The organism is Streptomyces yokosukanensis (assembly GCF_001514035.1).
Classification (GTDB): domain Bacteria; phylum Actinomycetota; class Actinomycetes; order Streptomycetales; family Streptomycetaceae; genus Streptomyces; species Streptomyces yokosukanensis.
On record NZ_KQ948207.1, the window covers coordinates 302,503 to 327,380 of the forward strand.

Consider the following 24,878-nt stretch of genomic DNA (forward strand, 5'->3'; position numbering starts at 1 on the left):
GTGTCGAGCCAGAGGAGGACGATCCGCATGAAGGGGCGTGCGATGACCGAACTGTCGTCGGTCGGCCAGCTCCCGGAGCTGACCACAGGACGTGCGCTGACCACGTGGCACCTGGACGTCCCCGCGCTGCTGCTGGTCATCGCCCTGGGCGCGCTGTACGGCTGGGGCGTCGCGCGGCTGCGTCGGCGGGGCGAGCCCTGGCCCCCCGCCCGGGTCGTCGCCTTCGCGTCGCTCGGCCTGGGCGGGCTGGTGGTGGCCACGATGTCCGCCCTGGCCGTCTACGACCATGTGCTGTTCTGGCCGGCCGCCGTACAGAACATCCTCCTCGACCTCGTCGCGCCCCTCGGCCTCGCCCTCGGCGACCCGCTGCGGCTCGCCGTCGAGGCACTGCCGACGGACGCCGCGGGGCGGGTACGCCGGGCCATGACCGGACGACTGGTGCGCGTGCTGACGTTCCCGCTGGTCAGCACGGCACTGGTGCTCGCCACCGAACTGACGGTGTACTTCACGCCGTACTTCGCGACCGCCCTGCGCGTGGGCTGGCTGCACGAGCTGATGTATCTGCACCTGCTCGCGGCGGGCTGTCTCTTCGTCGTACCGGTGCTCACCCGTGAAGAGACGCTGCCCGGCTGGTGCACCCACCCGGTACGGGCGGCACTGGTCTTCCTCGACGGCATCGTCGACGCGGTCCCGGGCGTGGTGGTGATGACACACGGCACGCTGATCGCGGGTGCCTGGTACCTGCACCACGCGCCGAGCTGGTCCCCGGACGTCCGGCACGACCAGCAGCTCGGCGGCGGCGCGATGCTCAGCATCGCCGAGCTGGTCGCGCTGCCCTTCCTGCTGGCCCTGCTGTTCCAGTGGGCGCGCGCGGAGCGGGTCCAGACCGCGGCCCTCGACCGGCGCCTCGACGCGGAACTCGCCCCCGTCGCCGCGCCCGCCCCGGACCACGGCCCGGCCCCCGCTCCCGATCGGGTGCGGCCCTGGTGGGAGACCGAGCAGAACGAGGTCGCCGCGAGGATCCGGAGCCAGCACCGGGAGAAGTGACCGGCACACCGCGCTCCCGCCCGCCGTGGCGGGGGACGTACTCTGACCGGCGATCGAGGAGGGCGCATGCAGGAGACCGCGAGCCCCGGGGCGGTGCTGGTCGTCGACGACGACGCGGCGATCCGGCGGTCGCTGGAGCGCGGCCTGAGGCTGAACGGCTTCGTGGTGCGGTCCGCCGCCGACGGCGCCGAGGCGCTCGCCGCGATCGAACGGACACCGCCCGACGTCCTGGTGCTCGATGTGTCGATGCCCGGGATGAGCGGGATCGAGGTGTGCACCCGGCTGCGCGGCGCCGGCCAGGACCTGCCCGTGCTCATGCTCTCCGCCCTCGACGAGACCGCCGACCGGATCGCCGGGCTCCAGGCGGGCGGCGACGACTACCTGGTCAAGCCGTTCGCCCTGCAGGAGCTGGTGCTGCGGCTGCACGCGCTGCTGCGCCGCCGGCCGCCCGCCGACCGGGCGGCGCTGCGGGTGGCGGACCTGGTCGTCGACCCGGCGGCACGCACCGCCGCGCGCTCCGGCCGCGCGCTGGATCTGACCCGGCGCGAGTTCGAGCTTCTCGAGGTGCTCGCCCGCAACGCCGGACTCGTCCTCACCCGCGACCAGCTCCTGGAACGCGTATGGGGCTACGACTTCGACGTGCGCACCGACGCCGTCGACACGTTCGTCAGCTATCTGCGGCGCAAGCTGGAGGCGGGCGGGCACACCCGGCTGATCCACACGGTGCGCGGCGTCGGCTTCGTGCTCAGGGAAGCCCGGGACACACCGTGAGACTCTCCGCCCGTATCGGCCTGGCCGTCGGCTGCACCGTCCCGCTGCTGGTCCTGGCCTCCGGCTGGCTGCTGCTGCAATTGGTCACCCGTGATCTGCACCGCACCGAGGACCAGCATCTGCGGCAGCGGGCCGCGGCCCTCGCCCCCGACGCCCGGTCGCTGCTGCGTGCCTCGGCGAACGGCCGTCCCAAGGTCGCCGACACCAGAGAACGCGAGCTGTTCAGCGCGGCCCTCGACGTCGGTGTACGTGTCGCCGGACCGGACGCCGACTTCAGCGGCGGACCTCAGCCCGGCCCGTCCGTGAACCTTCCGGCGCGGACCGCCGGGCCGGTCACCGTCCACGACGGCGCCCGCGGCTGGCGGGTCCTGGCCCGTCCGGTCCGGGGCACCACCGTCACCGGCACCCTGTGGGTCTTCTCGCCCGACACCGCCGACCGCGCCCAGATCCCACTCGTGCGCCGCCGCGTGATCCTCACCGCGGTCCTCGCCGCACCCCTGTCCGGCCTGCTCGCCTGGGGCGTGGCCACCGGCGCGAGCGCCCCGCTGCGTCGTCTGACCCGCCGTACCGCCGGCCTCGACCCGCGCGTCAGCAGCGCCCGGCCGGACGACCGGCGCACCGGAGTGACCGAGGTCGACGAATTGTCCGCCACCGTACGGACCGTTCTCGCGCGGTACGACGAACAGGCTGCCCGCACCGGCGAGGCCCTCGACACCGCCCGCTCCTTCTCCTCCGCCGCGGCCCACGAACTGCGCACCCCGTTGATGAGCATGGGCACCAACCTCGACATCCTCGCCGGCCACCCGGACCTGCCCGCGCCCGACCGCACCGAGGTCCTGTGCGACCTGCGACGCGAACACGCCCGGATGCTGGGCCTGTTGGTGATGCTGCGCGAGCTGGGCCGCGGGGATCTGGTGGAGGCGGAGGCGTTCCGCCGGGTCGACCCCGCCGACGTGGCGGACGCGGCCGTCGCCGAGGCCCGCCGCCGTGCCCCGGACGCCGTCATCACGCTGGACGCGGCCCCCGGGACCACCGTGCACGGCTGGGAGCCGGGCCTGCGGCTGCTGCTGGACAACCTGCTCGGCAACGCCCTGGTCCACGGGCGGGACGCGCGCGGCCGGGCGTGGGTGCGGGTGGGCGTGACCCCGGCGGCGGACCATGTGCTGATCACGGTGGACGATCACGGGCCCGGCGTGCCGCCGGACGCCCGGGGCCGGATCTTCGAGCGGTTCCGGCGCGGCCCGGACAGCGCCGGCTCCGGGCTCGGCCTCACCCTCGTCGCCCAGCAGGCGGCGCTGCACCGGGGCGGCGTCACGGTGACGGACGGACCGGACGGCGCAGGAGCCCGCTTCGAGGTGCGGCTGCCGTCGGGCGGCGGCGGGCTGCCGGACCGGCGTGACTGGCTCATCGGCACAGCCGGGGCAAACCGGTCACAGAGTTTCCCCAAAGACGCTCCCTAGCCTCCGTCACGACGGACGGACGACCTGGCCGTCCGGGGAAGTGAACGGAGAGGCAGATGTACGTACGACGAGGGACGCGCACGCTGCTCGCGGGGCTCGCCGTGACCGCGGTCCTGGGCGGCACGGCGGGAGCGGCCTCCGCGGCGGACGGCGCACCGGGCGCCAAGCCGGCCGGTGACGGGGCCCACGCGCTGTGCAAGCGGGTGCCGAAGATCGACCGCCGTATCGCACGGGCGCTGAAGCGGATCGACGCCGGAGCCGGGACACGCGGCTCGGTGGCGCGGCTGCAGAAGCGGGTCGACAACGCGAAGAAGGCCGGCCACACCGCGATCGCCACCTACCTCCAGAACCGGCTGGACGCGCGGACGTCGCTGCGGACGAACCTGGAGCAGCGCCAGAAGGATCTGGTGTCCGTCAAGACGTGGTGCCAGGCCAACGACAACGGGAAGGCGGCCAGTTGATGCGGGTCTGGCGCCCGCTGCTCACAGCGACGGCGGTCGCCGCGCTGGTGGCGGTCACCGCGGGTTGCGCGCACCACGACGGAGCCTCCTCGAAGGCCCCGACCGGCGCCGCGTCCGCCACGGCCCCGTCCGCCGGGCCCTCGCAACTGGCCCAGATGCAGAAGAAGCTGGACGCGGCCGAGTCCGCGGCCGCCGCGGCCGACCGGGACGCGGCGGACACCGCCGACCGCTGACCCGCGCGGGGAGCGCCGCCCGGTGCTCCCCGTACCGCGGCGGTGCCGTGCCGTCCCGTGGAGCCGTGGCGGGCTGCGAGTGCTGGTGCTCCCGGGCTCGCTCGGCAGTCAGGACGGCTGGATTGGGTCGAAGACGGCGAGGGCTTCGGCGGGGTCCGGGCTCACGAGGCGTTCCAGACCGGCCGTCGTGATCTTCGCCCACCTGCCGGCCCGCGCCCACATCTGTTCCTCGAAGGCGCGGACGGTCTCGTCCAGATCGCCGGAGCCGGTGGCGATGGACTCGGCGAGTTCGGCGCCGTCCAGCATCGCGAGGTTCGCACCCGCCCCCAAGGGGGGCATCAGATGGGCGGCGTCGCCCAGTAGCGTCACCCCGGGGACGTGGGTCCAGGTGTGGGACACGGGCAGGACGTAGAGGGGGCGGTGGACGAAAGCGGTGCCGTGCCGGAGGAGGCCGAGGACGGGAGCGGTCCAGCCGTCGAACAGAGCCAGCAGTCGTGACCGCACGGCCTCGACGTCGGCCAGGTCCAGGTCTGCGTGCCAGTCCAGCGGCGCGCGGAACCGGGCGTACACCTTGACATGGCCGCCGCTGTTGCGCTGGGCGACGAGAGACCGGTTCACGCCGTACACGGCCACGGAACCGTCGCCGACCAGCCGGGCGAGGTCAGGGTGGCGGGTGTCGACGTCGTCGAGAGAGGTCTCGACCAGGGTGATGCCGGTGTAGTGCGGCGTCACCGACGAGACTGCCGGGCGGATCCGGGACCAGGCGCCGTCCGCGCCGACCACGAGGTCGAACGTCTCCTGCCGCCCGTCCGCGAAATGCACCAGTACGCCGTCCCGGGTCCCCGGCACCACCTGCGTCACGGTCCGACCCCACTGGACGTCGAGAGGGCCGAGCAGCAGGTCACGCAGTTGCCCGCGATCGATCTCGGGATTGGCCCGGTCGTCCGGACGGGGGCGCCAGTCGCGCAGGACAGTCCCGTCCGCGTCCAGGATGCGCATGGCCTGCCCCTCGGGGCGGGACAGCTCCTGGAACTCCGCCAGCAGCCCCGCCTTGTCCAGCGCGCGCTGGCCCAGCCCTTCGTGCAGGTCCAGCGTGCCGCCCGGGGGGCGGGCGTCGGGGGCGGGATCGCGTTCGAGAACGGCGACGGGGTGGCCATGGCGGTGCAGGACACGGGCGAAGGTGAGCCCGGCAGGGCCGCCCCGATCACGGCGATACGGTGTCTCATGCCGATACACTGTATTTCTCCAGTGCTCTGCAACGCAACAGAACGGTGTGACCATGACCGTGTGGGACCGGCCGGAGCCGCCGAATCGCCCCGTGCCGCTCGACCGGGAGCGGATCGTCGCCGCCGCCGTCGCGCTGGCCGACGAGGGCGGGCTGGAGGCGGTGTCGCTGCGCAAGGTCGCCGCCCGACTGAACGCCGGCCCGATGCGGCTGTACGGATACATCTCCACCAAGCAGGAGCTGTTCGACCTCATGGTGGACGAGGTCCACGCCGAGATCCTCCCCGAGGAGCAGCCCGGTGACTGGCGGGAGGCGCTGCGCATCCTCGCCCACCGCACCAGGCAGGCCGCTCTGCGTCACGAATGGCTGGCCGACCTGCTCGGCGGCCGCCCGACCCTGGGCCCTAACGGCCTCGCGGTGACCGAGGCCAGGCTGGCCGCCCTCGACGGCCTCGCCGACGTCGACACGGCCATGCGCGCCGTGGAGACGGTCAGCGCCTACTCCACCGGCTCGATCAGGCGCGAGATCGCGAACCTGCGGGCCGAGCGCGCCACGGGCCTGTCCAAGCGCGACTGGCAGCGCGCCTCCGGCCCGCATGTGACGAGGATGCTGGCCACGGGCCGCTTCCCGGCGCTGGCCAAGGCCGTGTACGACGGCGCGGACGTGGACGCCGAGACTTCCTTCGCGACCGGCCTGGACTGGGTCCTCGACGCCGTGGCCGCCAAACTCGCCCGGCCGTCGGCGTGAGGCTCGGCTCCCGCCGAATCCGAGCGGGGCCGGGGTCGGTGCCCACGGGCCGTGCGGGCATACCGTCGTCGGCGGGTCCCGATCGCCTCGCCGCGTCCGGGGCACGCGAGTTCGACCTCGAACGACCTCGGATCCTCCAGGAGGCATCCCATGACTGAACTTCTGTGCGGCGAAGACCCGGAGCCTTCTGATCGGTTCCCGGCCGGACCCCTGTACGTCCCGGTCCGGTCGGGCCCCGCCGGATGCGCGACCCGGCTCTTCCGCACACCCCTCGGCGAGCGTACGGCCGTGGCGTTCACCTCCGAACGCGCCCTCACCGCCACTCTCGGCCCCGATCAGGCATGGATCAGGCTCGCCGAGCCCGCGCTGCGCGCGCTGACCGCGCCGCTCGGTGTCACCGCCGTCACGGTCGCCCCTCAGTTCACCGCTCCCGTGCCGAAGCCCACCGAGGACGTCCCGCACCGTCGGTGGCAGAGCGCCGACGCCGGCTCGCGCCAGGGCTGGTGGGACCCGCAGGCGGTGGGTGTGCTCCGGGTGACCGGCGCGGCCGCCCTCGTCTCGGCACTGTCGATGTGGCTCGGCTGAGAGGGAACGCGCCATGACCGCCACCCATGAACTCCGACTCACCGCCCGGTCGGCCGCCCGCCCGTGGTCGCCGTACGCGACGGCCTCGCCCGACTGCCGGTCCGCCGCGAGTCCTTGAAGGACGTCCGCAGCCCCGACGTGGGCCTGTAGTCCACGCCGCGAGCCTGTCGAGCCACCCTCAAGCTTCTCCAGCCTCGGCGGCGGGGTGCTGATGTCGGCGATGATGCTCGGCGAGATCGCCACCGGTGGCACCGGCGGCGGCCTGTAGGGCCTGATCATCGCGGTGATGATCGCCGTGTTCGTCGGCGGTCTGATGGTCGGCCGCACCCCCGAGTACCTGCGCAAGCGGATCGGGTTCCCGGAGATGCGCCACGTCGTCCTGTACGCGCTGGTCGCGCCCACGGCGATTCTCGGCTGCTCGGCACTGGCCATCGCCCTGGACGACGGCCGGTCCTCCATGGGCAATCCCGGTCCGCACGGCTGACCGAGCTGGTGTACGTCTACACCTGCGACGTCAACAGCAACGGAAGCGCGATGGCGGGCTTCAACGGCGCCACCGACTTCCACGAGCTGCTGATGACGGCGGCGATGCTCATCGGCCGCTATGTCCCCACGGTGTTCCTGCTGGCCCTCGCCGACCGGCTCGCCCGGCAGCAGCCGGGCGTGGTCACCGTCGGCACCCTCCAGGCCCGTGGTGTCAATTTCGTCGCACCGGCCACCGGAGCCGCGCTGATCCTGGCGCTGCTCAACTTCCCGCGGGCCCTGTCCCTGGGCCCGCTGGCGGAGGGACTGTCGTAGGGGCCGTCTGCCCGCCGCCCTCTGCCTGCCGGTGCGTGTCGGCGCGGTGCTCAGGTGCCTGGTGCCCCCGTGCGCAGGCCGTCCATGAGCAGGTCGAGGAGGCGGGTGGCGCGTGTGCGCCAGTCGTCGTCGGGGTCGAGCTGCCACAGGCCCGCTATGGCGAGCAGGAAGTCGTCCGCGGTGACTCCTGGCCGGATGGTGCCGGCCTCCTCGTTGGCGCGCAGGAGGAGTTCCGCCGCTGCCGTCACCGGCGTGTGGGGCGGCTTCGCCGGGCCGCCCGGTGCGCCGGTGACCTGCCGGATCGCGTCGGCCAGTCCAGCCTTCGCCATGGCGAACTCGGCGAGCCGGTCCATCCAGGCGCGCAGGGCCTCGTCGGGTGCCCTGGTCCGCAGCAGATGGGTCGCGCTCTCGGCGACCTGCTGCATCTCGTGGCGGTAGATCTCCAGCACGAGTGACTCGCGGTTGGGGAAGTTGCGGTAGAACGTGCCCTGCCCGACGCCGGCCTTCTTGGCTATCACGCTCAGCGGCGCGTCCGCGCAGTGCGACAGTTCGGCGAGCGCCACTTCCAGGATGCGCTCGCGGTTGCGCTGCGCGTCCGAGCGCCGTGGTGAGCCCTGCTGCTGCGGCACTCGTCCTCCTCGAGAGTTCGTGACCGAACCTCGCCCTTGCTAACCGGACAGCTGTCCGTTAAGTTTTCATGTAGCGGACAGCTGTCCGGTTATGTTCACGATAGCTGTGGACGCGACCCTACGGCAGTCCGGTAGCTGCAACTTTTCGGTCTCGTCACCTCGTCCATGCGCTTCACAACGCGGCACAGACCCGCACGACGCACTCCCCGCGCGGCCCGCCACCCGGGTTTGCCGGACCCTTCCCGTCTGTCCTGGAAATGCGAAAGAAGCTCCTCATGGCCTCATCGGCGTCCAGTGTCATCACTTTGAAGATCAACGGCGAGAAGTACACACTGCCCGTCGATCACCGCACCACCTTGCTCGACGCCCTGCGTGAGCGGCTCGCCCTCACCGGCACCAAGAAGGGCTGTGACCAGGGACAATGTGGGGCCTGCACGGTCCTGTTGGATGGGCGGCGGGCCGTGTCCTGTCTGCAGCTGGCCGTGGCGGCCGAGGGTCGCGAGATCACCACCATCGAAGGTGTGGCCGACGGTGACCGGTTGCATCCCGTGCAGCAGGCCTTCCTCGATCTGGACGGTTTCCAGTGCGGCTACTGCACGCCGGGTCAGATCTGCTCGGCGATCGGCATGATCGAGGAGCACGCGGCGGGCTGGCCGAGCGCCGTCACCGAGGACGTCCGCCCCGAGGCGGGCCCCCCGGCCCTGACCGTCGAGGAGATCCGGGAGCGGATGAGCGGCAATCTGTGTCGCTGCGGCGCCTACGTCTCGATCGTCGAGGCGGTGGCCCGCGCGGCGGAAGTCTGTGTGGACGACGAGACCGTCAGCTCCGTCGCGGGTGCGAAGGGGGCAGCGGCATGAGGGAGTTCGAGTATCAGCGGGCCTTCGACGTCGCCGGTGCCGTCGCCCTGCTCGGCGCCGATCCGGACACCCGCTTCCTCGGCGGCGGCACCAACCTCGTCGACCTGATGAAATCCGGTGTCGAGCGCCCCGCCCGGCTCGTCGACATCCGTGAACTCCCGCTCGACGAGATCCAGTCGGCGCCCGACGGAAGCCTGCGCATCGGTGCCACCGTCACCAACGGCGACCTGGCCGCCCATCCCGAGGTCCGGCGCCGCTTCCCGGCACTCGCACAGGCCGTGCTGGCCGGCGCGTCCGGGCAGCTGCGCAACATGGCCACGGTCGGCGGAAACCTGCTGCAGCGCACCCGCTGCGGCTACTTCACCGATGTCACCCAGCCCTGCAACAAGCGGGTGCCCGGCACCGGCTGCCCCGCCATCGAGGGCGAACACCACAATCACGCCATCCTGGGCGCCTCCGGCCACTGCGTGGCCGTGCACCCCTCGGACATGGCCGTCGCCCTCGCCGCCTTCGACGCCGTCGTCCACTTCGCCACGGCGGACGGGCCGGGGGAGGTGCCCCTCGCGGACTTCTACCTGCCCGTCGGGGACACCCCGCACCGCGAGACAGTCCTGCCGGCGGGTGCGCTGATCACCGGTATCACCCTGCCGCCCGCCCCCGTCGCCGCCCACTCCCGCTACCGCAAGATCCGCGAGCGCGCCTCGTACGCGTTCGCCATCGGCTCCCTCGCCGCCGCGCTCGACGTCCAGGACGGTGTCGTCCGGGACGCGCGGCTGGCCCTCGGCGCCGTCGCCTCCCGCCCCTGGCGGGCCGCCGCGGCCGAACGCGTGCTGATCGGCGCGCCGGCCGACGCCGAGACCTACGTCGCCGCGGCGGACGCCGAGCTGGCCGCGGCGCGACCGCTGCCGCACAACGGCTACAAGGTGGACCTCGTGCGCAACCTCGTGGTGGCCGTCCTGACCGAACTCGCCGAGGAGGCCGCACGATGACGACCGCCACCACCGGAATCCCCGTACGGCCGGCCTCCGTCGGCACCGCGCACACCCGCATCGAGGGGCGGGACAAGGTCACCGGAGCGGCCCAGTACGCCGCGGAGGTGCCCTTCACCGACCTCGCACACGGCTGGCTGGTGCTCTCCACGATCGCCCGCGGCCGGATCCGCGCCCTCGACACGGACGCCGTACTCGCCATGCCGGGCGTCCTCGCCGTCCTGGACCACCGCAACGCCCCACGGGTCGAGACCGACTACGTCGGCTTCCTGGGGAAGCCGGATCCGACCTGCGCCGTCTTCCAGCACGACCGGGTGCCGCACCTCGGCTGGCCGGTGGCGCTGGTCGTCGCCGAGACCTCCGAGCAGGCGAGGGAGGCGGCCGAATCGCTCGTGGTGCACTACGAACAGGAGCCCCACGACGTCGAGTTCCGCGGCGATCACCCGGACGCCTACCCCGTGGACGCCATCATGCCCGCGGTGACCGGGAAGGGCGACCTGGAAGCCGCGCTGGCCGCCTCGGCCGTCGTCGTGGACGCCGAGTACACCACCCCCGAAGAGCACCACAACCCGATGGAGCCGCACGCGGCGACCGCCCACTGGGACGGCGGCCGGCTGGAGCTGATCGACTCCAACCAGGGTGCCACCTGGGTCCTCGGCGATCTGGCGAAGCTCTTCTCGCTCGACCCGGCGTCCGTCCGCGTCCGCTCCGAACATGTCGGCGGCGGCTTCGGCAGCAAGGGCGTGCGCGCCCACCAGGTGGCCGCCGTGATGGCCGCGACGGTGCTGCAGCGGCCGGTACGCGTGGTCCTGACCCGGCGCCAGATGTTCTCGCTGATCGGCTACCGCAGCCCCACCACCCAGCGCGTCCGGCTCGGCGCGGACGCCGACGGACGGCTGCGCGCACTGGAGCACCGCTCGCTCAGCGCCACCTCCACGGTGCACGAGTTCGTCGAACCGAGCGCCGGGGTGGCCCGGGTGATGTACGACGCCGGTGCCCACCACACCGCCAACCGCGTCGTCCGGCTTGATGTGCCGACCCCGACGTTCATGCGCGCCCCGGGCGAGGCGCCGGGGTCGTTCGCGCTGGAGGCCGCGGTCGACGAACTCGCCGAGAAGTGCGGGATCGACCCGATCGAACTGCGCCTGCGCAACGAACCCGACAAGGGCCCGGTCTCCGGCCTGCCGTTCTCGGGCCGCAATCTGGCCGCCTGCTTCCGGGAGGGCGCCCGCAGGTTCGGCTGGGCGGACCGCGACCCACGCCCCGCGGTGCGCCGGGACGGCCGCTGGCTGCTCGGTACGGGCACGGCGGCGGCCTCCTTCCCGTCCGGCGCCGCCCCCTCCACCGCGACCGCGACCGCGCACCCGGACGGCACCTTCACCGTCCGGATCTCCGCCGCCGACATCGGCACCGGAGCCCGTACCGCACTGACCCTGGTAGCCGCGGACGCACTCCAGGTGCCGCCGGAGCGCGTCCATGTGCGCATCGGCGACAGCGACTTCGGACCGGCGATGCTCGCCGGCGGTTCCATGGGCACCCGCTCCTGGTCCTGGGCCGTCCAGGCCGCGGGCGGCGAGCTGCTGGAGCGGCTGGCCCTCGGCACTGACATCCCGCCCGAGGGGATCACCGTACGGTCCGACACCGCCGCGGCCGTCGGCGCCCTCACCCCCGCCGAACGGCACTCCTTCGGCGCACAGTTCGCCGAGGTCGCCGTCGACGTCACCACCGGCGAGGTGCGGGTACGGCGCATGCTGGGCATCTTCGCGGCGGGCCGGATCGTCAACCCGCTCACCGCGCGGGGCCAGTTCCTGGGCGGCATGATCTGGGGCATCTCCATGGCCCTGCACGAGGAGGCGGTCCGGGACCGCGCCTCGGGCGGCCCCGTCGGCGCCGACCTCGCGGGCTACCACGTGGCGACGCACGCGGACGTACCCCGCATCGAGGCCGACTGGATCGAGGACACCGACCCCGACGACCCGGTCGGCATCAAGGGCATCGGCGAGATCGGCATCGTCGGCGCCGCGGCCGCCATCGCCAACGCGGTCTGGCACGCCACCGGCGTACGTCACCGCAACCTGCCCATCCGACCGGACCGGGTCCTGTCGGCCCGTGCGGGAGCACCGGATGCTTGACCTGGCCGAGGAACTGCACCGCTGGATCGAGGAGGGCCGGGACTTCGCCGTCGCGACCGTGCTGGCGGTCGGCGGCAGCGCGCCGCGCGGCCCCGGCGCCGCCCTCGCCGTCGACAGCTCGGGCACCGTCATCGGCTCCGTCTCCGGTGGTTGTGTGGAGGGCGCGGTGTACGAGTTGTGCCTGGAGGCGCTGCGGACCGGGGAGAGCGTCGTCGAACGGTTCGGCTACAGCGACGAGGACGCCTTCGCCGTGGGCCTGACCTGCGGCGGGACGATCGAGGTGCTGATCACGCCCGTGGCCGCGCAGGCCACGGCGCTCCTGGCGTCGGCGCTCACGGCCGCCGTCCGGGACGAGCCGGCGGCCCTCGTCCGGGTCGCGCGCGGCCCGGCCGAACTCCTCGGGCGCGCCCTGCTGGTCCGGCCGGACGGCCCGCACGAAGGCACGCTCGGCGGCCATCCGGAGCTCGACCGTACGGCGGCGGCCGAGGCTCGGGCCCTGCTGGAGGCGGGCCGTACCGGCGCGGTGGACCTCTCGGCGGACGGTTCGCACTGCCCCGGCGGTCTCACCCTGCTGATCGAGTCGAACGTGCCGCCCCCTCGGATGATCGTCTTCGGCGCCGTCGACTTCGCGGCGGCCCTGGCGCGGGCCGGGAAGTTCCTCGGCTACCACGTGACGGTCTGCGACGCCCGCCCGGTGTTCGCCACCCGGGAGCGCTTCCCCGACGCCGACGAGATCGTCGTCGACTGGCCGCATCGCCATCTGCGGCGCACCGGGACCGACGCCCGGACGGTCCTGTGCGTGCTCACCCACGACGCGAAGTTCGACATACCCCTGCTGAAGGCGGCGCTGCGCATGCCGGCGGCGTTCATCGGCGCGATGGGCTCGCGCCGCACCCACGAGGACCGCGAGCGCCGACTGCGGTCGGAAGGACTGGCCGAGGCGGAACTGGCCCGGCTGCGCTCCCCGATCGGACTGGACCTCGGCGCCCGGACCCCGGAGGAGACCGCCCTGTCGATCGTCGCGGAGATCGTCGCCGTCCGGCGCGGTGGCACGGGAGCCCCGCTGACCGGGTCGAACACACCGATCCACCGCGACGGCGCACCGCAAGGGAGGCCGGCGGCCGCCTGAAGGAGTAGGATATTCATCGACCGATGAATTACTGCTCTCGTGAAGGGCAGGACTGCCATGGAACAGACCACGTGCTGCGTCGTCGGCGGCGGCCCCGCGGGCATGGTGTTCGCCCTGCTGCTCGCCCGGTCCGGCGTCGACGTGACGGTGCTGGAGAAGCACGGAGACTTCCTGCGCGACTTCCGCGGCGACACCGTCCACCCCTCCACCCTGGCGCTGCTCGACGAACTGGGTCTGGCCGAGCGCTTCGCCCGACTGCCGCAGCGCCGGGTCCGCACCGTGCAGCTGCCGGTCGGATCCGGCCGCTCGTACGTCACGGTCGGAGACCTCTCGGTGCTGCCCGGCCCCTACAACTACGTGGCGATGGTGCCGCAGTGGGACCTGCTGGACCTGCTCGCCGACGAGGCCGGCCGCGAGCCGACCTTCCACCTGCGGATGAACACGGAGGCCACCTCTTTCCTGGAGGAATCCGGACGCGTCACGGGAGTGCGCTACCGCACCCGCGACGGCCGCACCGGCGAGCTGCGCGCCCTCCTCACCGTCGCCTGCGACGGGCGCGGCTCACTGGCCCGCTCCCGGCCGGAACTGCGCCCGCGCCAGTTCACCTGCCCGATGGACGCGTGGTGGTTCCGGCTGCCGCGCCGCGAAGGCGACCCGCAAGGACTCGTCGGCGCCGCCGGTGAGCGCTTTCTGGCGGCTCTGATCGACCGCGGCGAGTACTGGCAGTGCGCCGGGCTCGTCCCCAAGGGCACCGACGCCCAGCGCCGCGCCGCCGGCCTCGACCGCTTCCAGGCCCAGTTCGCCGCAGCCGTCCCCTGGATGGCCGACCGAGTGCACGCCCTGGCCTCGTGGGACGACGTCAAGCTGCTCGACGTACGCCTGGACCGGTTGCGCCGCTGGCACCGCCCCGGGCTGCTGTGCATCGGCGACGCCGCGCACGCGATGTCCCCGGTCTTCGGCATCGGGATCAACCTCGCGGTGCAGGACGCCGTCGCCGCCGCCCGGTATCTCACCGAGCCCCTGCGCCGGGGCACCGTGAGGACGCGCGACGTACGCCGACTGCAGCGCCGCCGTCTTCCCACCACGGTCGCCACCCAGACCCTCCAGCGGATGGCCCACGCCCGCTTCATCGCTCCTGTCCTCCAGGGCCGGCCACCGTTCGGCAGCGCCACGCGGGCCCGGCGCGTGGCGCGTCTGCTCGCCGAGTCGCGCTGGATCCGCCGGCTCCCCGCGTACTTCATCGGCTACGGCGCCCTCCGGGAGCGCCCGCCCGTCTCGGCCGTACGGCAGCGGCCCGAGACGAGTCCGACGACGCGGCCCGGCGTGGGCGTTCAGGGCGGACGGCTGCCTTGAGCCCGTCCTGGTCGAAGTCCGGTGGACGTCACAGCATGACGTGCTTGACCTGTGTGTAGTCCAGCAGGCCGGTGAGGGAGAGGTCGCTGCCCCAGCCGGAGTGCCGTACGCCGCCGTGCGGCATCTCCGAGACGGTCGTGCCGTGCGTGTTGACCCAGACGATGCCGGTGTGCAGCGCCCGGCTCGCCCGCATGGCGCGGTCGTGGTCGCGGGTCCAGACACCGGCGGCCAGCCCCTGCGGAACCGCGTTCGCCATGCGGAAGGCCTCGGCCTCGTCGGTGAAGGGCTGCACGGTGACGACCGGGCCGAACACCTCGCTCTGTACGATCTCGTCCTCCTGCCGGACCCCGGCCACCACCGTGGCCCGGTGGAAGTAGCCGGGCCGGTCCAGGGCCCGGCCCCCGGTGACGACCTCGGCATGGGGCGGCAGGCGCTCCACGAGTCCCCGCACGGCCGCGAGCTGGGCGGCGCCCGCGAGCGGGCCGAAGGCGGCGCCCTCGTCGTCGGGGCCGCCCGGCACGCGCTGGGCGGCCCGGCGCGCGAAGGCGTCCAGGAACGCGTCGTGGATCCGGTGATGGACCAGGATCCTGCCGGCCGCCGTACAGTCCTGCCCCGCGTTGTAGAAGGCCAGCGACGACAACTGCTCGACCGCGTCGTCGAGATCGGCGTCCTCGTGGACCAGGACCGGTGCGTTGCCGCCGAGTTCCAGGTGCAGCCGTTTGAGGTCGGCCGCAGCGGCGGCCGCGATCTCCTGACCGGCGCGGACGCTGCCGGTGACGGCGACCAGCCGGACCTCGGGGTGCGCGACGAGCAGACGTCCGGTGCCGCGGTCGCCGCACACGACGTTGAGCACCCCGGGCGGCAGGTGCTCGGCGGCCAGCCGGGCGAGCAGCACGGCGGAGGTGGGGGTGGTCTCGGACGGCTTCAGGACGACCGTGTTGCCGGCCGCCAGCGCGGGGGCGACCTTCCAGACGGCCATCATCAGCGGGTAGTTCCACGGAGTGATCTGGGCGCAGACGCCGACCGGCTCGCGTCGCAGCACCGAGGTGCGGCCCGGGGTGTACTCGGCGGCCGCGGCGCCCGGCAGATTCCGCGCGGCTCCGGCGAAGTACCGCAACACGTCCACGACCGCGGGCAGTTCGTCCCCGACGAAGAGGGCCCGCGGCTTGCCCGTGTCGCCCACCTCCGCGTCGGCCACGGCGGTCGCCTCCCGTTCCAGGGCGTCGGCGATGCGCAGCAGCACGCCCTGCCGTGCCGACGGCGTGGTCGCCGACCAGCGGGGAAGGGCCCGCTGCGCCGCCCGGCAGGCGGCGTCCACGTCCGTCGGGCCGCAGAGCGGTGCCGTGCCGTGCGGAAGCCCGGTGGCGGGATCGGTCAAGGACAGGGTCGCCCCGGAGGCGGCCGGCACCTCCTTGCCGTCGATGTGGTTGAGGACGGTCGTGAGATCGGTGCGGTCAGCCACGGCGCAGCGCCTCCTCGGCGGCGGCACGGCCGGTGCGGACGGCGCCCTCCATGTATCCGGCGACCCACTGGTCGGAACCGCAGACGTAGAACGGTGGTTCGTGGGTGCCGTGCAGCGGGCCGACCGCCATCACCTCGCCCGGCGGCCACTGGGTGATGTAGCCCTGGGTCCACGGGTCGGTGCCCCACAGCCGCAGGTGACAGGAGGACGGCCGCAGTGCCTCGTCACCGAACAGGGCGGCCATCTCGGCGAGCAGTTCGGGGGTGCGCCGATGAGGCGGGGTACCCAGCAGGGCGCCGTAGCGCTCGGGCGGGATCAGCGCCGACAGCACGCCCTCGTTCTGCGGCCAGGTGCTGCCCAGGACCCCTTCGGCCTCGGACAGGCCGCTCAGGCCGGCGGCGCGCCAGAAGGGACGCTCGTACACGGCGGCGAACTTCGCGGCCGTGGCCTGCCGTTGGCGGTGCAGCGAGCCCAGGCGGGCGTCGCTCACCCCGGTGACGGCGACCGAGCGCAGCGGCCCCACCGGCAGGGCGCTCACGACGGCGGCCGCGGTGAGGATCTCGCCGCAGGCCAGGCGCACGGTGCAGTGGCCGGGGCGTACGTCCAGCGCGGCGACGGGCGAGCCGAGGCGGATGCGCGGTTCCAGCTCGCGGCCCATGGTCTCGGCGAGGGTGGCCGACCCCGCCGCCAGCCGCAGGCCCTCCCAGTCGTCGTAGTCGTAGTCGTAGTCGCCGAGGCCGGGGACCGCCGCGCTCTTGCGCAGCGCGGCCAGGAGCGAGATGCGTTCGTACGATCCCCCCGCCAGGGCGAGTTGGCCCAGGTCCCACAGCCGTACCACGGCGGGTGAGGCGTCTTGGGAGCGCAGCCAGTCGGCCACGGACAGCCGGTCCAGGGCGGTCGCCTCCGGATGCGACCAGGGGTCGTCGGGGTCGACCGTGGCGGCGAGTTCACCGAACTGCCTGCCGAGCCGCTCGTGCCGGGCCGGGTCGCCGGGGCCGAACCAGTGCGGCGGGTCGCCGGCCGAGAGCCCCTCGCGGGTGCGGCGGGTGATCCGGCCGGGTTCGGCGACATAGCTGGGTACCAGCTCCAGGCCGAGTTCCCCGGCCAGTCGAAGGTAGGCGGTGTGGGCCAGGCCGACCACCTCGCCGCCCAGCTGGACGGTACGTCCGTCGGGTGTACGGGTCTGCTCGACCCGGCCGCCGACGCGGTCGCGGGCCTCCAGGACGAGTACGTCGGTACCGGCGGTGGCCAGGTCCCGGGCCGCGGCGAGACCGGCGAGGCCCGCGCCGAGCACGATCACATCGTGATGCATCAGCTTCGCTTTCGTCGGGTGCGGAATCCGGGACTCAGGCCAGGACCAGGCAGTGCTCGGGCCGCCAGCCGAACTCCACCGTCTCGCCGCCGCTCCAGCGGTCCTCCATGCGCGCGCGGGCCGTGTTCTGCTCCAGCACGGACAGCGTGACGCCCGGGGCGAGTTCGATGAGGTAGGTCGTGGTCGGGCCGCTGTAGACCGTCTCGCGGATCACCCCGGACAGCACCGACATGCCCGGTTCGAAGTCGGACAGCCAGATCTTCTCCGGGCGTACGGAGACGCTGACCGAGGTGCCGTCGGCGATGCCGGTCCGGGCGCCGACCGGCAGGGCGGGACCGCCCTCCAGGGCGACCGCACCGCCCCGGTAGGTGCCGCTCATCAGGTTGGACGTGCCCATGAACGAGGCGACGAACCGGCTCGCGGGATGCTCGTAGACGTCCTCGGGGGTGCCGCACTGCTCGATGCGGCCCTCGCTCATCACGGCGATCCGGTCCGACATCGTCAGCGCCTCGTCCTGGTCATGGGTGACGAAGACGAAGGTGATGCCGACCTCACGCTGGATCTGCTTCAACTCCACCTGCATCTGTCGGCGCAGCTTGAGGTCGAGGGCGGCCAGTGGCTCGTCCAGGAGCAGCACGGCAGGACGGTTGACCAGTGCACGGGCGAGCGCGACACGCTGGCGCTGGCCGCCGGAGAGGGTACGGGGCCCCCGGTCGGCGAGACCGGAGAGCTGGACCAGCTCCAGCATCTCGCCGACCCGCTGCCGGATCTCGGCCTTGGCGACCCCGTTGCGCTTGAGGCCGAAGGCCACGTTGTCGGCGATGCTCAGGTGGTCGAACAACGCGTAGCTCTGGAAGACGGTGTTGACGTTGCGCCGGTTCGGCGGCAGCGCGGTCACGTCCTCACCGGCGAGCTGCACCGAGCCCTCGGTGGGGTCGCTGAATCCGCCGATCATGCGCAGTGTGGTCGTCTTGCCGCAGCCGGAGGGGCCCAGCAGGGAGAAGAACTGGCCGGCCTCGATGTCGAGGTCGAGCCGGTGCACGGCGTAGGAGTCCGCGAACTGCTTGGAGACGCCGTCGAGCCGGACGGCCGGGGTCGCGTCCATGGGGTCACTCTCCGGAGAGGATGTCGAGGCCGCCGCGGCGGCCGAAGAGGCGCGGGATGAACAGGGCCAGCGCGATCAGGCAGACGGATCCCGCGAGCATCAGCGTGCCGACGGCGTTGATGGTGGGCTGCACCCCGAAGCGGATCGCGGAGTAGATCCGCACCGACAGCGGTTGGGGGTCGACGCCGGTGGTGAAGTAGGCGAGGACGAAGTCGTCGAAGACGAGCGCGAAGATCAGTACGGCGGAGGCGAGCACGGCGGGCAGCAGGGCCGGCAGGGTCACCAGGCGGACCGCCTGCCAGCGGGTGGCGCCGAGGTCCAGCGCGGCCTCCTCCACCTCCGGATTCAGCGCGGCGACCCGGGAGCGGAGGATGACGGTGACGTAGGAGATCGAGAAGGTGATCTCGGCGAGCATCACCGTACCCGTGGACAGGTCCACCCCCAGCCCCTTGAAGAGCAGCATCGACGCGACGCCGGTCACGATCTCCGGCGTGATCAGCGGCACCAGCATGACCAGGCCGGCCAGCGAGCCCAGCCGGGTGCGGCAGCGGACCAGGCCGAGGGCGAGCGCCACCCCGAGGACGACCGAACCGGCCATCGCCACCAGGGAGATGCGCAGACTGGTCCCCAGGGAGGAGAGCAGCACGTCGTCGTGGACGAAGGCGCGGTACCAGCGCAGGCTGAACCCGCCGAAGACGGTCAGGGACTTCTTGGAGTTGAACGAGAACAGGGCCACGACGGCGATCGGCAGGTACAGCAGCGCGAAGAAGAGCGCGGTGACGGCGATGAGGACGCGGGGCTTGCGGTCGGCGCGTCCGCGGCCGCGCCGGTTGCGGGCCCGGACGGCCGGACGGGAAGGGGCGGTGGTGGAGGGCGGCTCGAGCAGGGTCATCGGCGGGCCTCCGCCTCGTCCTTGCGGGTGCGCCGCAGATAGCCGAACATGCCGATCAGCAGGACGAGCATCAGCAGCATCGTGAGCGCGGAGCCGAGCGGCCAGTTCTGGCCCTGGAAGAACTTGTCCTGGATCAGATTGCCGATCATGATCTGGTCGGGCCCTCCCATGAGTTGTGCGCTGACGAAGTCGCCCATCGCGGGCAGGAAGACCAGGACCAGTCCGGCCGCCGCCCCCTGCCGGGTGGCGGGCAGGGTGACGAAGAAGAAGGTGCGCACGGGACCGCCGTACAGGTCGCGCCCGGCCTCGATGAGGGAGACGTCGAGGCGTTCCAAGGCCGCGTACAGCGGGATGATCATGAAGACGACGAAACCGTAGACGAGCCCGGCGACCACGCCGACGCCAGTGTTGAGGATCTTCGTGTTCCCGTCGGCCAGCCCGACCGCGCGCAGCGCGCGCAGCACCGGTCCGTCGTCGGAGAGGACGACCGACCAGCCGTACATGCGGACCAGGTAGTTGGCGAAGAACGGCACCACGATCGCCGCGATGAGCGCGTGCTTGTACCGTCCGCCGTGCAGGGCGATGGTGTACGCCACCGGGTAGGCGATCAGCAGGCAGATCGCGCAGGTCAGCACGGCGTAGCCGAGGGAGCGGGCCAGGACCTCGGTGTAGGCGGGGTCGGCGAGGGCGCGGACGCCGGACAGGTCGAAGCCGAAGCGGGGATTGCCGAGGTCGTCGGTGGTGCCGACCGCCAGTACGGCCACCAGCGCCAGTGAGGCGATCAGGAAGCCGGTCATCCACAGGGTGCCCGGCAGCATGAGCCAGGTCCAGATGCGGTCGCCGTCGGCGCCGCGCCGCCGGGTGCGTGAGGAGGGGCGGAGCAGTGCCATGTCAGCCCGCCTTCACATGGGTCCAGGCGGTGTCGCGGGCGTCCTCCGCCGCGCGGCCGCCGTTGCGGAAGAACAGGTCGGCCTTGAGGTCGTCCTCGGTGACGAGGCACGCGGGGAAGGGCTTGACCAGCTCGGCGTACGTCTTCTCGGTGCCCGCCACCGGCATCGGGTAGCCGATGTACTCGATGTTCTTCTTCACGTTCTCCGGCCGCAGCATGTAGTCGATGAACAGCATCGCGGTGCCGGGATGAGGGGCGTTCCAGGGGATGGCGTAGCAGTCGGAGTTGATCGGCGTGCCCTCCTTGGGGGCCTCGAAGCCGAACACCGAGGGGTCCTTGGCCTGGTTGAGCATGACGGCCATGTCCCCGCTCCACGCCTGGGTCATGACCGCGTTGCCGTTGAGGAGGTTGTTGTAGCTGTCGCTGGAGAAGCCGCGCAGCCGTGGGCGCAGGGTGTCCAGCAGCGACGTGACGCGGTCGAGGTCACCGGTGTTCCCGGTGCTGACGTTCAGGCCGAGCTCCAACGCGCCCATGCCGAGGACCTCGTCGCGGTCGTCCAGGAGAAAGACCTTGCCGCGCGCCTCGTCGCTCCACAGGTCGCGCCAGGATCCGGTGAGTTCGCCGATCCGGTCGCGGCGCCATCCGATGCCGGTCTTGTACGCGGTGAAGGGGACGGTGTGGGCGGAGCCCGGGTCGTACCAGGGGTCGGCGAAGTAGGTGTACGTGCCGAAGACGGCGTGCGCGTTGGTGAGCTGGGTGTGGTCGATGCGGCGCAGCCGGCCGCCGCGGACCAGGCGCTGGGCCCACTTGGCGGAGGGGAAGACGACGTCGTAGCGGTTGCCCGCGTTGAGCTTGGCGACCATGCCTTCCATCGAGTCGAAGTTCGACTGGACGACCTGGACGCCGTACTCCTTCTCGAAGCCCTTGAACACGGACGGGTCGACGTAGTCGGCCCAGTTGAAGTAGACGAGATCGCCGTCGACACGCGCCTTGACCGGGGCGAGTTCCTGGGCGTCGGGCGTCTTGGCGGGCATGAACCCGCAGCCGCCGACCGCGGCGCCCAGCAGGCCGCAGGCGCTCGCCCGCAGCACGGTCCGTCGGGTGGGCGGGGGTACCTCGGGAGACACGGAACGTCCTCTTTCCGTCGAGGAACGGCACAACTCCAGGGCTGGACCGGCTGGTCGGCTCACCACGGGCCCTGACTCCGTGGGGAAGACCGGTCTGGGGAGGGTGCGGGCGTGCGTCAGCGGGGGAGGGGTAACCCCGTCCGGAGGCTCACGGTGCGCGGGGCGCGGGAGGACGTCATGGTGCGTCCCCCGCCAGGTCGTCCCGGACCCGGCGGGCGAACCAGCCGACCGCGGCCTCGCGCTGGGAGAGGGGGCCCGGCTCGAAACCGGGCGTGGCCAGGCCGGCCTGCACACGCTCCACCAGCTCGGCGTCCTCGTCATTGGTGACCCAGCCGATGTGGATGTTCAGCCGGCGGGCCAGCCGGGTGCGGACGCTCTCCCCGTGCTTCGTGTAGAAGGCGCCGGGGATCGCCGCCCGGTCCTGGGCGGTGGGCAGGGCGGTCCACGCGAGCACGTGGTCAGGGTAGAAGTCGATGAGCGTGTTCGGATAGATCACGGCGTACCGCCACACCCGCCGGTCGGCCTCGGTCAGTCCCGGCATCGGGGTCGCGAGGCGCTGGTAGAGCCGCTCGGTCCAGTTCGAGGAGGGCTTGTCACGCAGCGGGGACTCGAACAGGACGTAGTTCTCCTGCACGTCCACCGTGTACGCCTGGTAGTCCAGCAGTCGCATCAGCGCCGGGTGGGCCACGGGGACGTGGTAGCCCTCCAGGTAGTTGTCGACGATCACCTTCCAGTTGGCGTTCTGCTCCTCGCCGCCCGCCAGGTCGTGGATGCGGTGCCTGCCGACGGGGACGAGGCCTGCTCCGGCGTAGCGGCCGACGGCCTCGGCGAGCCCGGCGCAGCTCTCGGCGAGCGGGGTCGCCTCCAGGTCGAGGTTGACGAAGACGAAGCCCAGGAAGGACTCCACATTGACCGGGTGCAGCCCGAGGCGGGGTTTGTCCAGGCAGGGGATCCGGCGTGCCTCGGGGGCGCCGACGAGACGTCCGTCGAGTTTGTAGGTCCAGCCGTGGTACGGGCAGCGGATCGCCTTGCCGGCCGGCTCCGGCTCCGTCACCAGGCGGGTGCCACGGTGTCGGCAGACATTGAGATGGGCGGCGAGGCTGCCGTCCTCGGTCCGGACCACCAGCACCTCGCGGCCCGCCGCGGTGGCGGTCAGGCGCGCACCGGGACCGGGCAGGTCGGATTCATGGCAGACGAGCTGCCAGGACGTGGCGAAGATGCGGTCGATCTCTGCCTCGGCGATGGCCGGATCTGTGTAGTAGCGGGCCGCCAGGGCCTCCCCGGGATGCCCGGGGGGCGGCTCGGACGGGGCTGGGGAGGCGGTGGCCGCCCGCGTGGTGGTCGAGGGGTGCATGGAGTCCTCCTCCGCGCCGCGGCGGCGGCGATGGGCGGTGAGGCTTCGCCGGGACGTCCGGGCAGAAACGGCCTTCCGACCTGCCGGGATCCGGCTGACTGATTGATTAGTCAGAGTGGAGCGTGAGCGGTGGCAAGTCAAGACTTGTGGCCTGACTAATTAGTTAGTTAGTCTTGTGGTAGGCGGACGGCCAGAGACGGCCAGGGCTCACGCCAGCCCTGTCGTGGCCTTTCCGCCGGCCCGCGGACCTCGATCCGCGCCACCCGGGCGTCCGGTTCCGGACACCCCCGGTCCGGGCGGTGCACGGCTCCGGCCGATCACGTCGCACCGCTCCGGACACCCCCTGTCCACGCCGTGCCCGGCCCGCGGCCGGCACCCCGCCCCGCTTCCCGCCCGCAGCCCCGTCGGGCGCCGGAAGATCTCCCGTCCACTCCGCCGCCGCGCCACCCCGTCCCCGGCCCGCTCGGACGACGGTGCGACCGGACGACGGTGCGACCAAGGAGGCACGCATGAGCGCCCGCCGAAGTCTCGTATGGCTCGGCCTCACGCCCGAGCCCGAACAGGAACTGCCCGCCGCGGTGGCCGCCCTGCGCGCACCGTCGGACGGACGCCCGCCACGGGCCCTGGTCGCCGCCGAGCGCCGGCGCGTCGAGCGGCTCGTGCTGCGCGGCACGCAGCACGGCTGGCTGCGCTACCTGAGCGAGGTCACCGACCTGGTCGTGCGGGCGGCGGAGGGATCCGCGGCCACCGACCCCCGGCCGGCGCGGGTGGCCGGAGAGGTCGTCCTCGACCACCACCGCATGCTGATCGGCCTGCCCGGCACGGCCTACGCGCGCACCGCCACGCAACGGCGGGACCTGGAACGGGCGTTGGCCCGCCTGCATCACGTGCGCCACGCCAGCCGCCGGGACCACACCAGCCACTCCGACCACACCAGCCACCGCGAACCCAGCCAGTCCGAACCCGGGAGCACCACATGACCGGCGTCCACTCCCTCCTCCCCGAAGGGCAGCCCGGCCTGCTCGTCTCGCCGGTGTTCGGTCCTGAGCCGTACCGCGGTGTCGAGGACCTCGTCGGCTACCTCGCGGTGGGCGGGTACGCACCGCTCACCGCGCGCGACCGGTTGCTCGACCGGATCGCCGCCGTCGGACTGCGAGGCCGAGGGGGCGCCGGCTTCCCCGCCGCCGTGAAGCTGTGCGCCGTCCGCGACGCGCCCGGCCGGCCCGTCGTCGTCGCCAACGGTGAGGAGGGCGAGCCCGGCTCGGTCAAGGACCGGTGGCTGCTGCGCCACCGACCGCACCTGATCCTGGACGGTCTACGGCTCGCCGCCGCCATGACCGGTGCCGAGCGCGGCTTCGTCTACCTCTCCGACGCCCTCGCCGAGCAGGCGGTCCGGCACGCGCACGCCGAGCGTCCCACCGGCCTGCGCGTCGACGTCGTACGGACGCACCACGCGTACGTGGCCGGTGAGGAGACGGCGGTCGTCCGGCGTATCGAGGGCGGTCCGGCCCTGCCCACGGCGAAGCCCCCGCGTCCCTTCGAGGCGGGCGTCGGCGGGGCGCCCACGCTGGTCGCCAACGTGGAGACGCTGGCACGGATCGCGGTGATGCACATGTGCTCCGACGCCGCGGTGGGCGTGGCCGGCGCTCATCTGGTCACCGTCTCGGGATCGGACGGCTGCGCCCCCGCCCTGGCCGAGGTGTCCGCCGGTACGGGGCTGAAGGGCCTCGCCGACCTGTGCGGGCACGGCGGGGCCGAGGCGGTGCTGCTGGGCGGCCTGTTCGGCGGGCTGCACGGCGCCGGCTGGACGGACCTCCGGCTCGACCACGACCGGCTGAAGGCGGCCGGCGGCGCGCTCGGCTGCGGCGCGCTGCACTTCCTGCACCCCGAGGACTGCCCGGTCGCCGTGGCCACGGAGGCCGCCGCCTACCTCGCGGCGCAGAGCGCCCGGCAGTGCGGGGTGTGCGTCTCCGGGACCGAGGCGCTGGCCGGGACCCTCACGGCCGTGGGTCGCGGCGCGGCGGACGACGCGGCGGCCGACCGGTTGCACCGCTGGTCACGGCAGCTGCCCGGACGTGGGGCCTGCGGTCTGCTCGACGCCGCCGCCCGGATCGCCGCCACCCTCCTCGCCCACTTCCCCGGCCGGGTCGCCGCACACCGTGACGCCACCTGCCCCGCGTGCGCGGACCCGCCACCCGGCGACGGCCGCCGGTTCACGGTTCCGGTGCCCTGACTCCGGGGTGCCGATGCCTCGACCGGCCTCCCGGCCTCCCGCTCTCGGCCGTCCACCGCCCGTCCCCCCGCGGTCCTGACTTCCGCCG

The 24,878-nt window shown here is 72.9% G+C and carries 23 protein-coding genes and 1 pseudogene; 15 read left to right on the forward strand and 9 right to left on the reverse strand.

The genetic code is table 11. The annotated features are described in order from the left end of the window. Positions 1-42: 42 nt before the first annotated feature. The 5 genes from AQI95_RS04655 to AQI95_RS47140 all read left to right on the forward strand — a co-directional run bounded on the left by AQI95_RS04655 (position 43) and on the right by AQI95_RS47140 (position 3,972). Positions 43-1,047, forward strand: coding sequence for a cytochrome c oxidase assembly protein (locus AQI95_RS04655; protein WP_067118717.1), 1,005 nt, complete (start codon positions 43-45; stop codon positions 1,045-1,047). Between the two features lie 66 nt (positions 1,048-1,113). Further along, positions 1,114-1,818, forward strand: a complete 705-nt coding sequence (locus tag AQI95_RS04660; protein ID WP_067117747.1) for a response regulator transcription factor — start codon at positions 1,114-1,116, stop codon at positions 1,816-1,818. Then, a complete protein-coding gene (locus tag AQI95_RS04665) occupies positions 1,815-3,278 on the forward strand; it encodes a sensor histidine kinase (RefSeq protein WP_067117750.1) in 1,464 nt (487 codons plus the stop codon). Before AQI95_RS04660 ends, AQI95_RS04665 begins: the two co-directional genes overlap by 4 nt. A 56-nt stretch (positions 3,279-3,334) precedes the next feature. Further along, the gene (locus AQI95_RS04670; RefSeq protein ID WP_067117753.1) at positions 3,335-3,739 is read left to right on the forward strand and encodes a hypothetical protein; all 405 of its coding nucleotides are present in this window, start codon (positions 3,335-3,337) and stop codon (positions 3,737-3,739) included. Continuing rightward, positions 3,739-3,972: a hypothetical protein gene (locus AQI95_RS47140; RefSeq protein WP_067117756.1), complete on the forward strand. Its 234-nt coding sequence runs from the start codon at positions 3,739-3,741 to the stop codon at positions 3,970-3,972. Before AQI95_RS04670 ends, AQI95_RS47140 begins: the two co-directional genes overlap by 1 nt. A 108-nt stretch (positions 3,973-4,080) precedes the next feature. On the opposite strand, the gene AQI95_RS04680 is transcribed toward AQI95_RS47140, so the two are convergent. Further along, the gene (locus tag AQI95_RS04680) at positions 4,081-5,208 is read right to left on the reverse strand and encodes an FAD-dependent oxidoreductase (protein ID WP_067117759.1); all 1,128 of its coding nucleotides are present in this window, start codon (positions 5,206-5,208) and stop codon (positions 4,081-4,083) included. 43 nt (positions 5,209-5,251) lie between these two features. On the opposite strand from AQI95_RS04680, the gene AQI95_RS04685 reads away from it, so the two are divergent. From AQI95_RS04685 to AQI95_RS48715, 3 genes and pseudogenes are all read left to right on the forward strand, one after another. After that, the gene (locus AQI95_RS04685; RefSeq protein WP_067117761.1) at positions 5,252-5,944 is read left to right on the forward strand and encodes a TetR/AcrR family transcriptional regulator; all 693 of its coding nucleotides are present in this window, start codon (positions 5,252-5,254) and stop codon (positions 5,942-5,944) included. Between the two features lie 150 nt (positions 5,945-6,094). Next, positions 6,095-6,529, forward strand: a complete 435-nt coding sequence (locus AQI95_RS04690; protein WP_067117764.1) for an SAV_915 family protein — start codon at positions 6,095-6,097, stop codon at positions 6,527-6,529. Between the two features lie 313 nt (positions 6,530-6,842). Beyond that, a pseudogene (locus tag AQI95_RS48715) lies at positions 6,843-7,327 on the forward strand (potassium-transporting ATPase subunit KdpA). 50 nt (positions 7,328-7,377) lie between these two features. Here the strand turns inward: AQI95_RS48715 and AQI95_RS04705 are convergent. Beyond that, positions 7,378-7,956: a TetR/AcrR family transcriptional regulator gene (locus tag AQI95_RS04705; protein WP_067117773.1), complete on the reverse strand. Its 579-nt coding sequence runs from the start codon at positions 7,954-7,956 to the stop codon at positions 7,378-7,380. Positions 7,957-8,231: 275 nt separating this feature from the next. On the opposite strand from AQI95_RS04705, the gene AQI95_RS04710 reads away from it, so the two are divergent. Genes AQI95_RS04710 through AQI95_RS04730 form a run of 5 tightly spaced genes read left to right on the forward strand, consistent with a single transcriptional unit; the run spans position 8,232 to position 14,416 of the window. Next, a complete protein-coding gene (locus AQI95_RS04710; RefSeq protein WP_067118720.1) occupies positions 8,232-8,813 on the forward strand; it encodes a (2Fe-2S)-binding protein in 582 nt (193 codons plus the stop codon). Next, positions 8,810-9,802, forward strand: coding sequence for an FAD binding domain-containing protein (locus AQI95_RS04715; RefSeq protein ID WP_067117776.1), 993 nt, complete (start codon positions 8,810-8,812; stop codon positions 9,800-9,802). Before AQI95_RS04710 ends, AQI95_RS04715 begins: the two co-directional genes overlap by 4 nt. After that, a complete protein-coding gene (locus AQI95_RS04720) occupies positions 9,799-11,934 on the forward strand; it encodes a xanthine dehydrogenase family protein molybdopterin-binding subunit (RefSeq protein WP_067117779.1) in 2,136 nt (711 codons plus the stop codon). Before AQI95_RS04715 ends, AQI95_RS04720 begins: the two co-directional genes overlap by 4 nt. Beyond that, positions 11,927-13,063, forward strand: coding sequence for an XdhC family protein (locus AQI95_RS04725; protein ID WP_067117782.1), 1,137 nt, complete (start codon positions 11,927-11,929; stop codon positions 13,061-13,063). The genes AQI95_RS04720 and AQI95_RS04725 overlap by 8 nt, the downstream gene beginning before the upstream one ends. 57 nt (positions 13,064-13,120) lie before the next feature. Then, a complete protein-coding gene (locus tag AQI95_RS04730) occupies positions 13,121-14,416 on the forward strand; it encodes an FAD-dependent oxidoreductase (protein WP_067117785.1) in 1,296 nt (431 codons plus the stop codon). A 28-nt stretch (positions 14,417-14,444) separates the two neighbouring features. Here the strand turns inward: AQI95_RS04730 and AQI95_RS04735 are convergent, their stop codons facing one another. The 7 genes from AQI95_RS04735 to AQI95_RS04765 form a co-directional block, all read right to left on the reverse strand. Beyond that, positions 14,445-15,878 (reverse strand): aminobutyraldehyde dehydrogenase, encoded by a 1,434-nt coding sequence (locus AQI95_RS04735; RefSeq protein ID WP_067117788.1) that lies wholly within the window; start codon positions 15,876-15,878, stop codon positions 14,445-14,447. Beyond that, positions 15,871-17,190, reverse strand: a complete 1,320-nt coding sequence (locus AQI95_RS04740; protein WP_067117791.1) for a flavin monoamine oxidase family protein — start codon at positions 17,188-17,190, stop codon at positions 15,871-15,873. The genes AQI95_RS04735 and AQI95_RS04740 overlap by 8 nt, the downstream gene beginning before the upstream one ends. 34 nt (positions 17,191-17,224) lie before the next feature. Then, positions 17,225-18,295 carry an ABC transporter ATP-binding protein gene (locus AQI95_RS04745; RefSeq protein ID WP_067117794.1) on the reverse strand — a complete coding sequence of 357 codons (1,071 nt, stop codon included), beginning with the start codon at positions 18,293-18,295 and terminating at the stop codon, positions 17,225-17,227. Positions 18,296-18,299: 4 nt separating this feature from the next. Then, complete coding sequence (locus AQI95_RS04750; RefSeq protein WP_079071049.1) at positions 18,300-19,187, reverse strand: ABC transporter permease; 888 nt, start codon at positions 19,185-19,187, stop codon at positions 18,300-18,302. Further along, positions 19,184-20,077, reverse strand: coding sequence for an ABC transporter permease (locus AQI95_RS04755; protein ID WP_067117797.1), 894 nt, complete (start codon positions 20,075-20,077; stop codon positions 19,184-19,186). The genes AQI95_RS04750 and AQI95_RS04755 overlap by 4 nt, the downstream gene beginning before the upstream one ends. Position 20,078: 1 nt before the next feature. After that, entirely contained in the window at positions 20,079-21,203 is a 1,125-nt protein-coding gene (locus AQI95_RS04760; RefSeq protein WP_244188624.1) for a polyamine ABC transporter substrate-binding protein, read from the reverse strand. Between the two features lie 175 nt (positions 21,204-21,378). Continuing rightward, a complete protein-coding gene (locus AQI95_RS04765) occupies positions 21,379-22,557 on the reverse strand; it encodes an aromatic ring-hydroxylating oxygenase subunit alpha (RefSeq protein ID WP_079071050.1) in 1,179 nt (392 codons plus the stop codon). A 509-nt stretch (positions 22,558-23,066) separates the two neighbouring features. On the opposite strand from AQI95_RS04765, the gene AQI95_RS47145 reads away from it, so the two are divergent. Both AQI95_RS47145 and AQI95_RS04775 read left to right on the forward strand, forming a co-directional pair. Next, complete coding sequence (locus tag AQI95_RS47145) at positions 23,067-23,537, forward strand: hypothetical protein (RefSeq protein WP_067117804.1); 471 nt, start codon at positions 23,067-23,069, stop codon at positions 23,535-23,537. After that, positions 23,534-24,790 carry an NADH-ubiquinone oxidoreductase-F iron-sulfur binding region domain-containing protein gene (locus tag AQI95_RS04775; protein WP_067117807.1) on the forward strand — a complete coding sequence of 419 codons (1,257 nt, stop codon included), beginning with the start codon at positions 23,534-23,536 and terminating at the stop codon, positions 24,788-24,790. The genes AQI95_RS47145 and AQI95_RS04775 overlap by 4 nt, the downstream gene beginning before the upstream one ends. Positions 24,791-24,878: the final 88 nt, after the last annotated feature.

Excerpts from the sequence above, each read along its gene's own strand:
- AQI95_RS04655 (WP_067118717.1), top strand. The coding sequence starts at position 43 with ATGACCGAACTGTCGTCGGTCGGCCAGCTCCCGGAGCTGACCACAGGA.
- AQI95_RS04660 (WP_067117747.1), top strand. The coding sequence starts at position 1,114 with ATGCAGGAGACCGCGAGCCCCGGGGCGGTGCTGGTCGTCGACGACGAC.
- AQI95_RS04670 (WP_067117753.1), top strand. The coding sequence starts at position 3,335 with ATGTACGTACGACGAGGGACGCGCACGCTGCTCGCGGGGCTCGCCGTG.
- AQI95_RS47140 (WP_067117756.1), top strand. The coding sequence starts at position 3,739 with ATGCGGGTCTGGCGCCCGCTGCTCACAGCGACGGCGGTCGCCGCGCTG.
- AQI95_RS04685 (WP_067117761.1), top strand. The coding sequence starts at position 5,252 with ATGACCGTGTGGGACCGGCCGGAGCCGCCGAATCGCCCCGTGCCGCTC.
- AQI95_RS04690 (WP_067117764.1), top strand. The coding sequence starts at position 6,095 with ATGACTGAACTTCTGTGCGGCGAAGACCCGGAGCCTTCTGATCGGTTC.
- AQI95_RS04710 (WP_067118720.1), top strand. The coding sequence starts at position 8,232 with ATGGCCTCATCGGCGTCCAGTGTCATCACTTTGAAGATCAACGGCGAG.
- AQI95_RS04715 (WP_067117776.1), top strand. The coding sequence starts at position 8,810 with ATGAGGGAGTTCGAGTATCAGCGGGCCTTCGACGTCGCCGGTGCCGTC.
- AQI95_RS04720 (WP_067117779.1), top strand. The coding sequence starts at position 9,799 with ATGACGACCGCCACCACCGGAATCCCCGTACGGCCGGCCTCCGTCGGC.
- AQI95_RS04725 (WP_067117782.1), top strand. The coding sequence starts at position 11,927 with ATGCTTGACCTGGCCGAGGAACTGCACCGCTGGATCGAGGAGGGCCGG.
- AQI95_RS04730 (WP_067117785.1), top strand. The coding sequence starts at position 13,121 with ATGGAACAGACCACGTGCTGCGTCGTCGGCGGCGGCCCCGCGGGCATG.
- AQI95_RS04740 (WP_067117791.1), bottom strand. The coding sequence starts at position 17,190 with ATGCATCACGATGTGATCGTGCTCGGCGCGGGCCTCGCCGGTCTCGCC.
- AQI95_RS04745 (WP_067117794.1), bottom strand. The coding sequence starts at position 18,295 with ATGGACGCGACCCCGGCCGTCCGGCTCGACGGCGTCTCCAAGCAGTTC.
- AQI95_RS04750 (WP_079071049.1), bottom strand. The coding sequence starts at position 19,187 with ATGACCCTGCTCGAGCCGCCCTCCACCACCGCCCCTTCCCGTCCGGCC.
- AQI95_RS04755 (WP_067117797.1), bottom strand. The coding sequence starts at position 20,077 with ATGGCACTGCTCCGCCCCTCCTCACGCACCCGGCGGCGCGGCGCCGAC.
- AQI95_RS04765 (WP_079071050.1), bottom strand. The coding sequence starts at position 22,557 with ATGCACCCCTCGACCACCACGCGGGCGGCCACCGCCTCCCCAGCCCCG.
- AQI95_RS47145 (WP_067117804.1), top strand. The coding sequence starts at position 23,067 with ATGAGCGCCCGCCGAAGTCTCGTATGGCTCGGCCTCACGCCCGAGCCC.
- AQI95_RS04775 (WP_067117807.1), top strand. The coding sequence starts at position 23,534 with ATGACCGGCGTCCACTCCCTCCTCCCCGAAGGGCAGCCCGGCCTGCTC.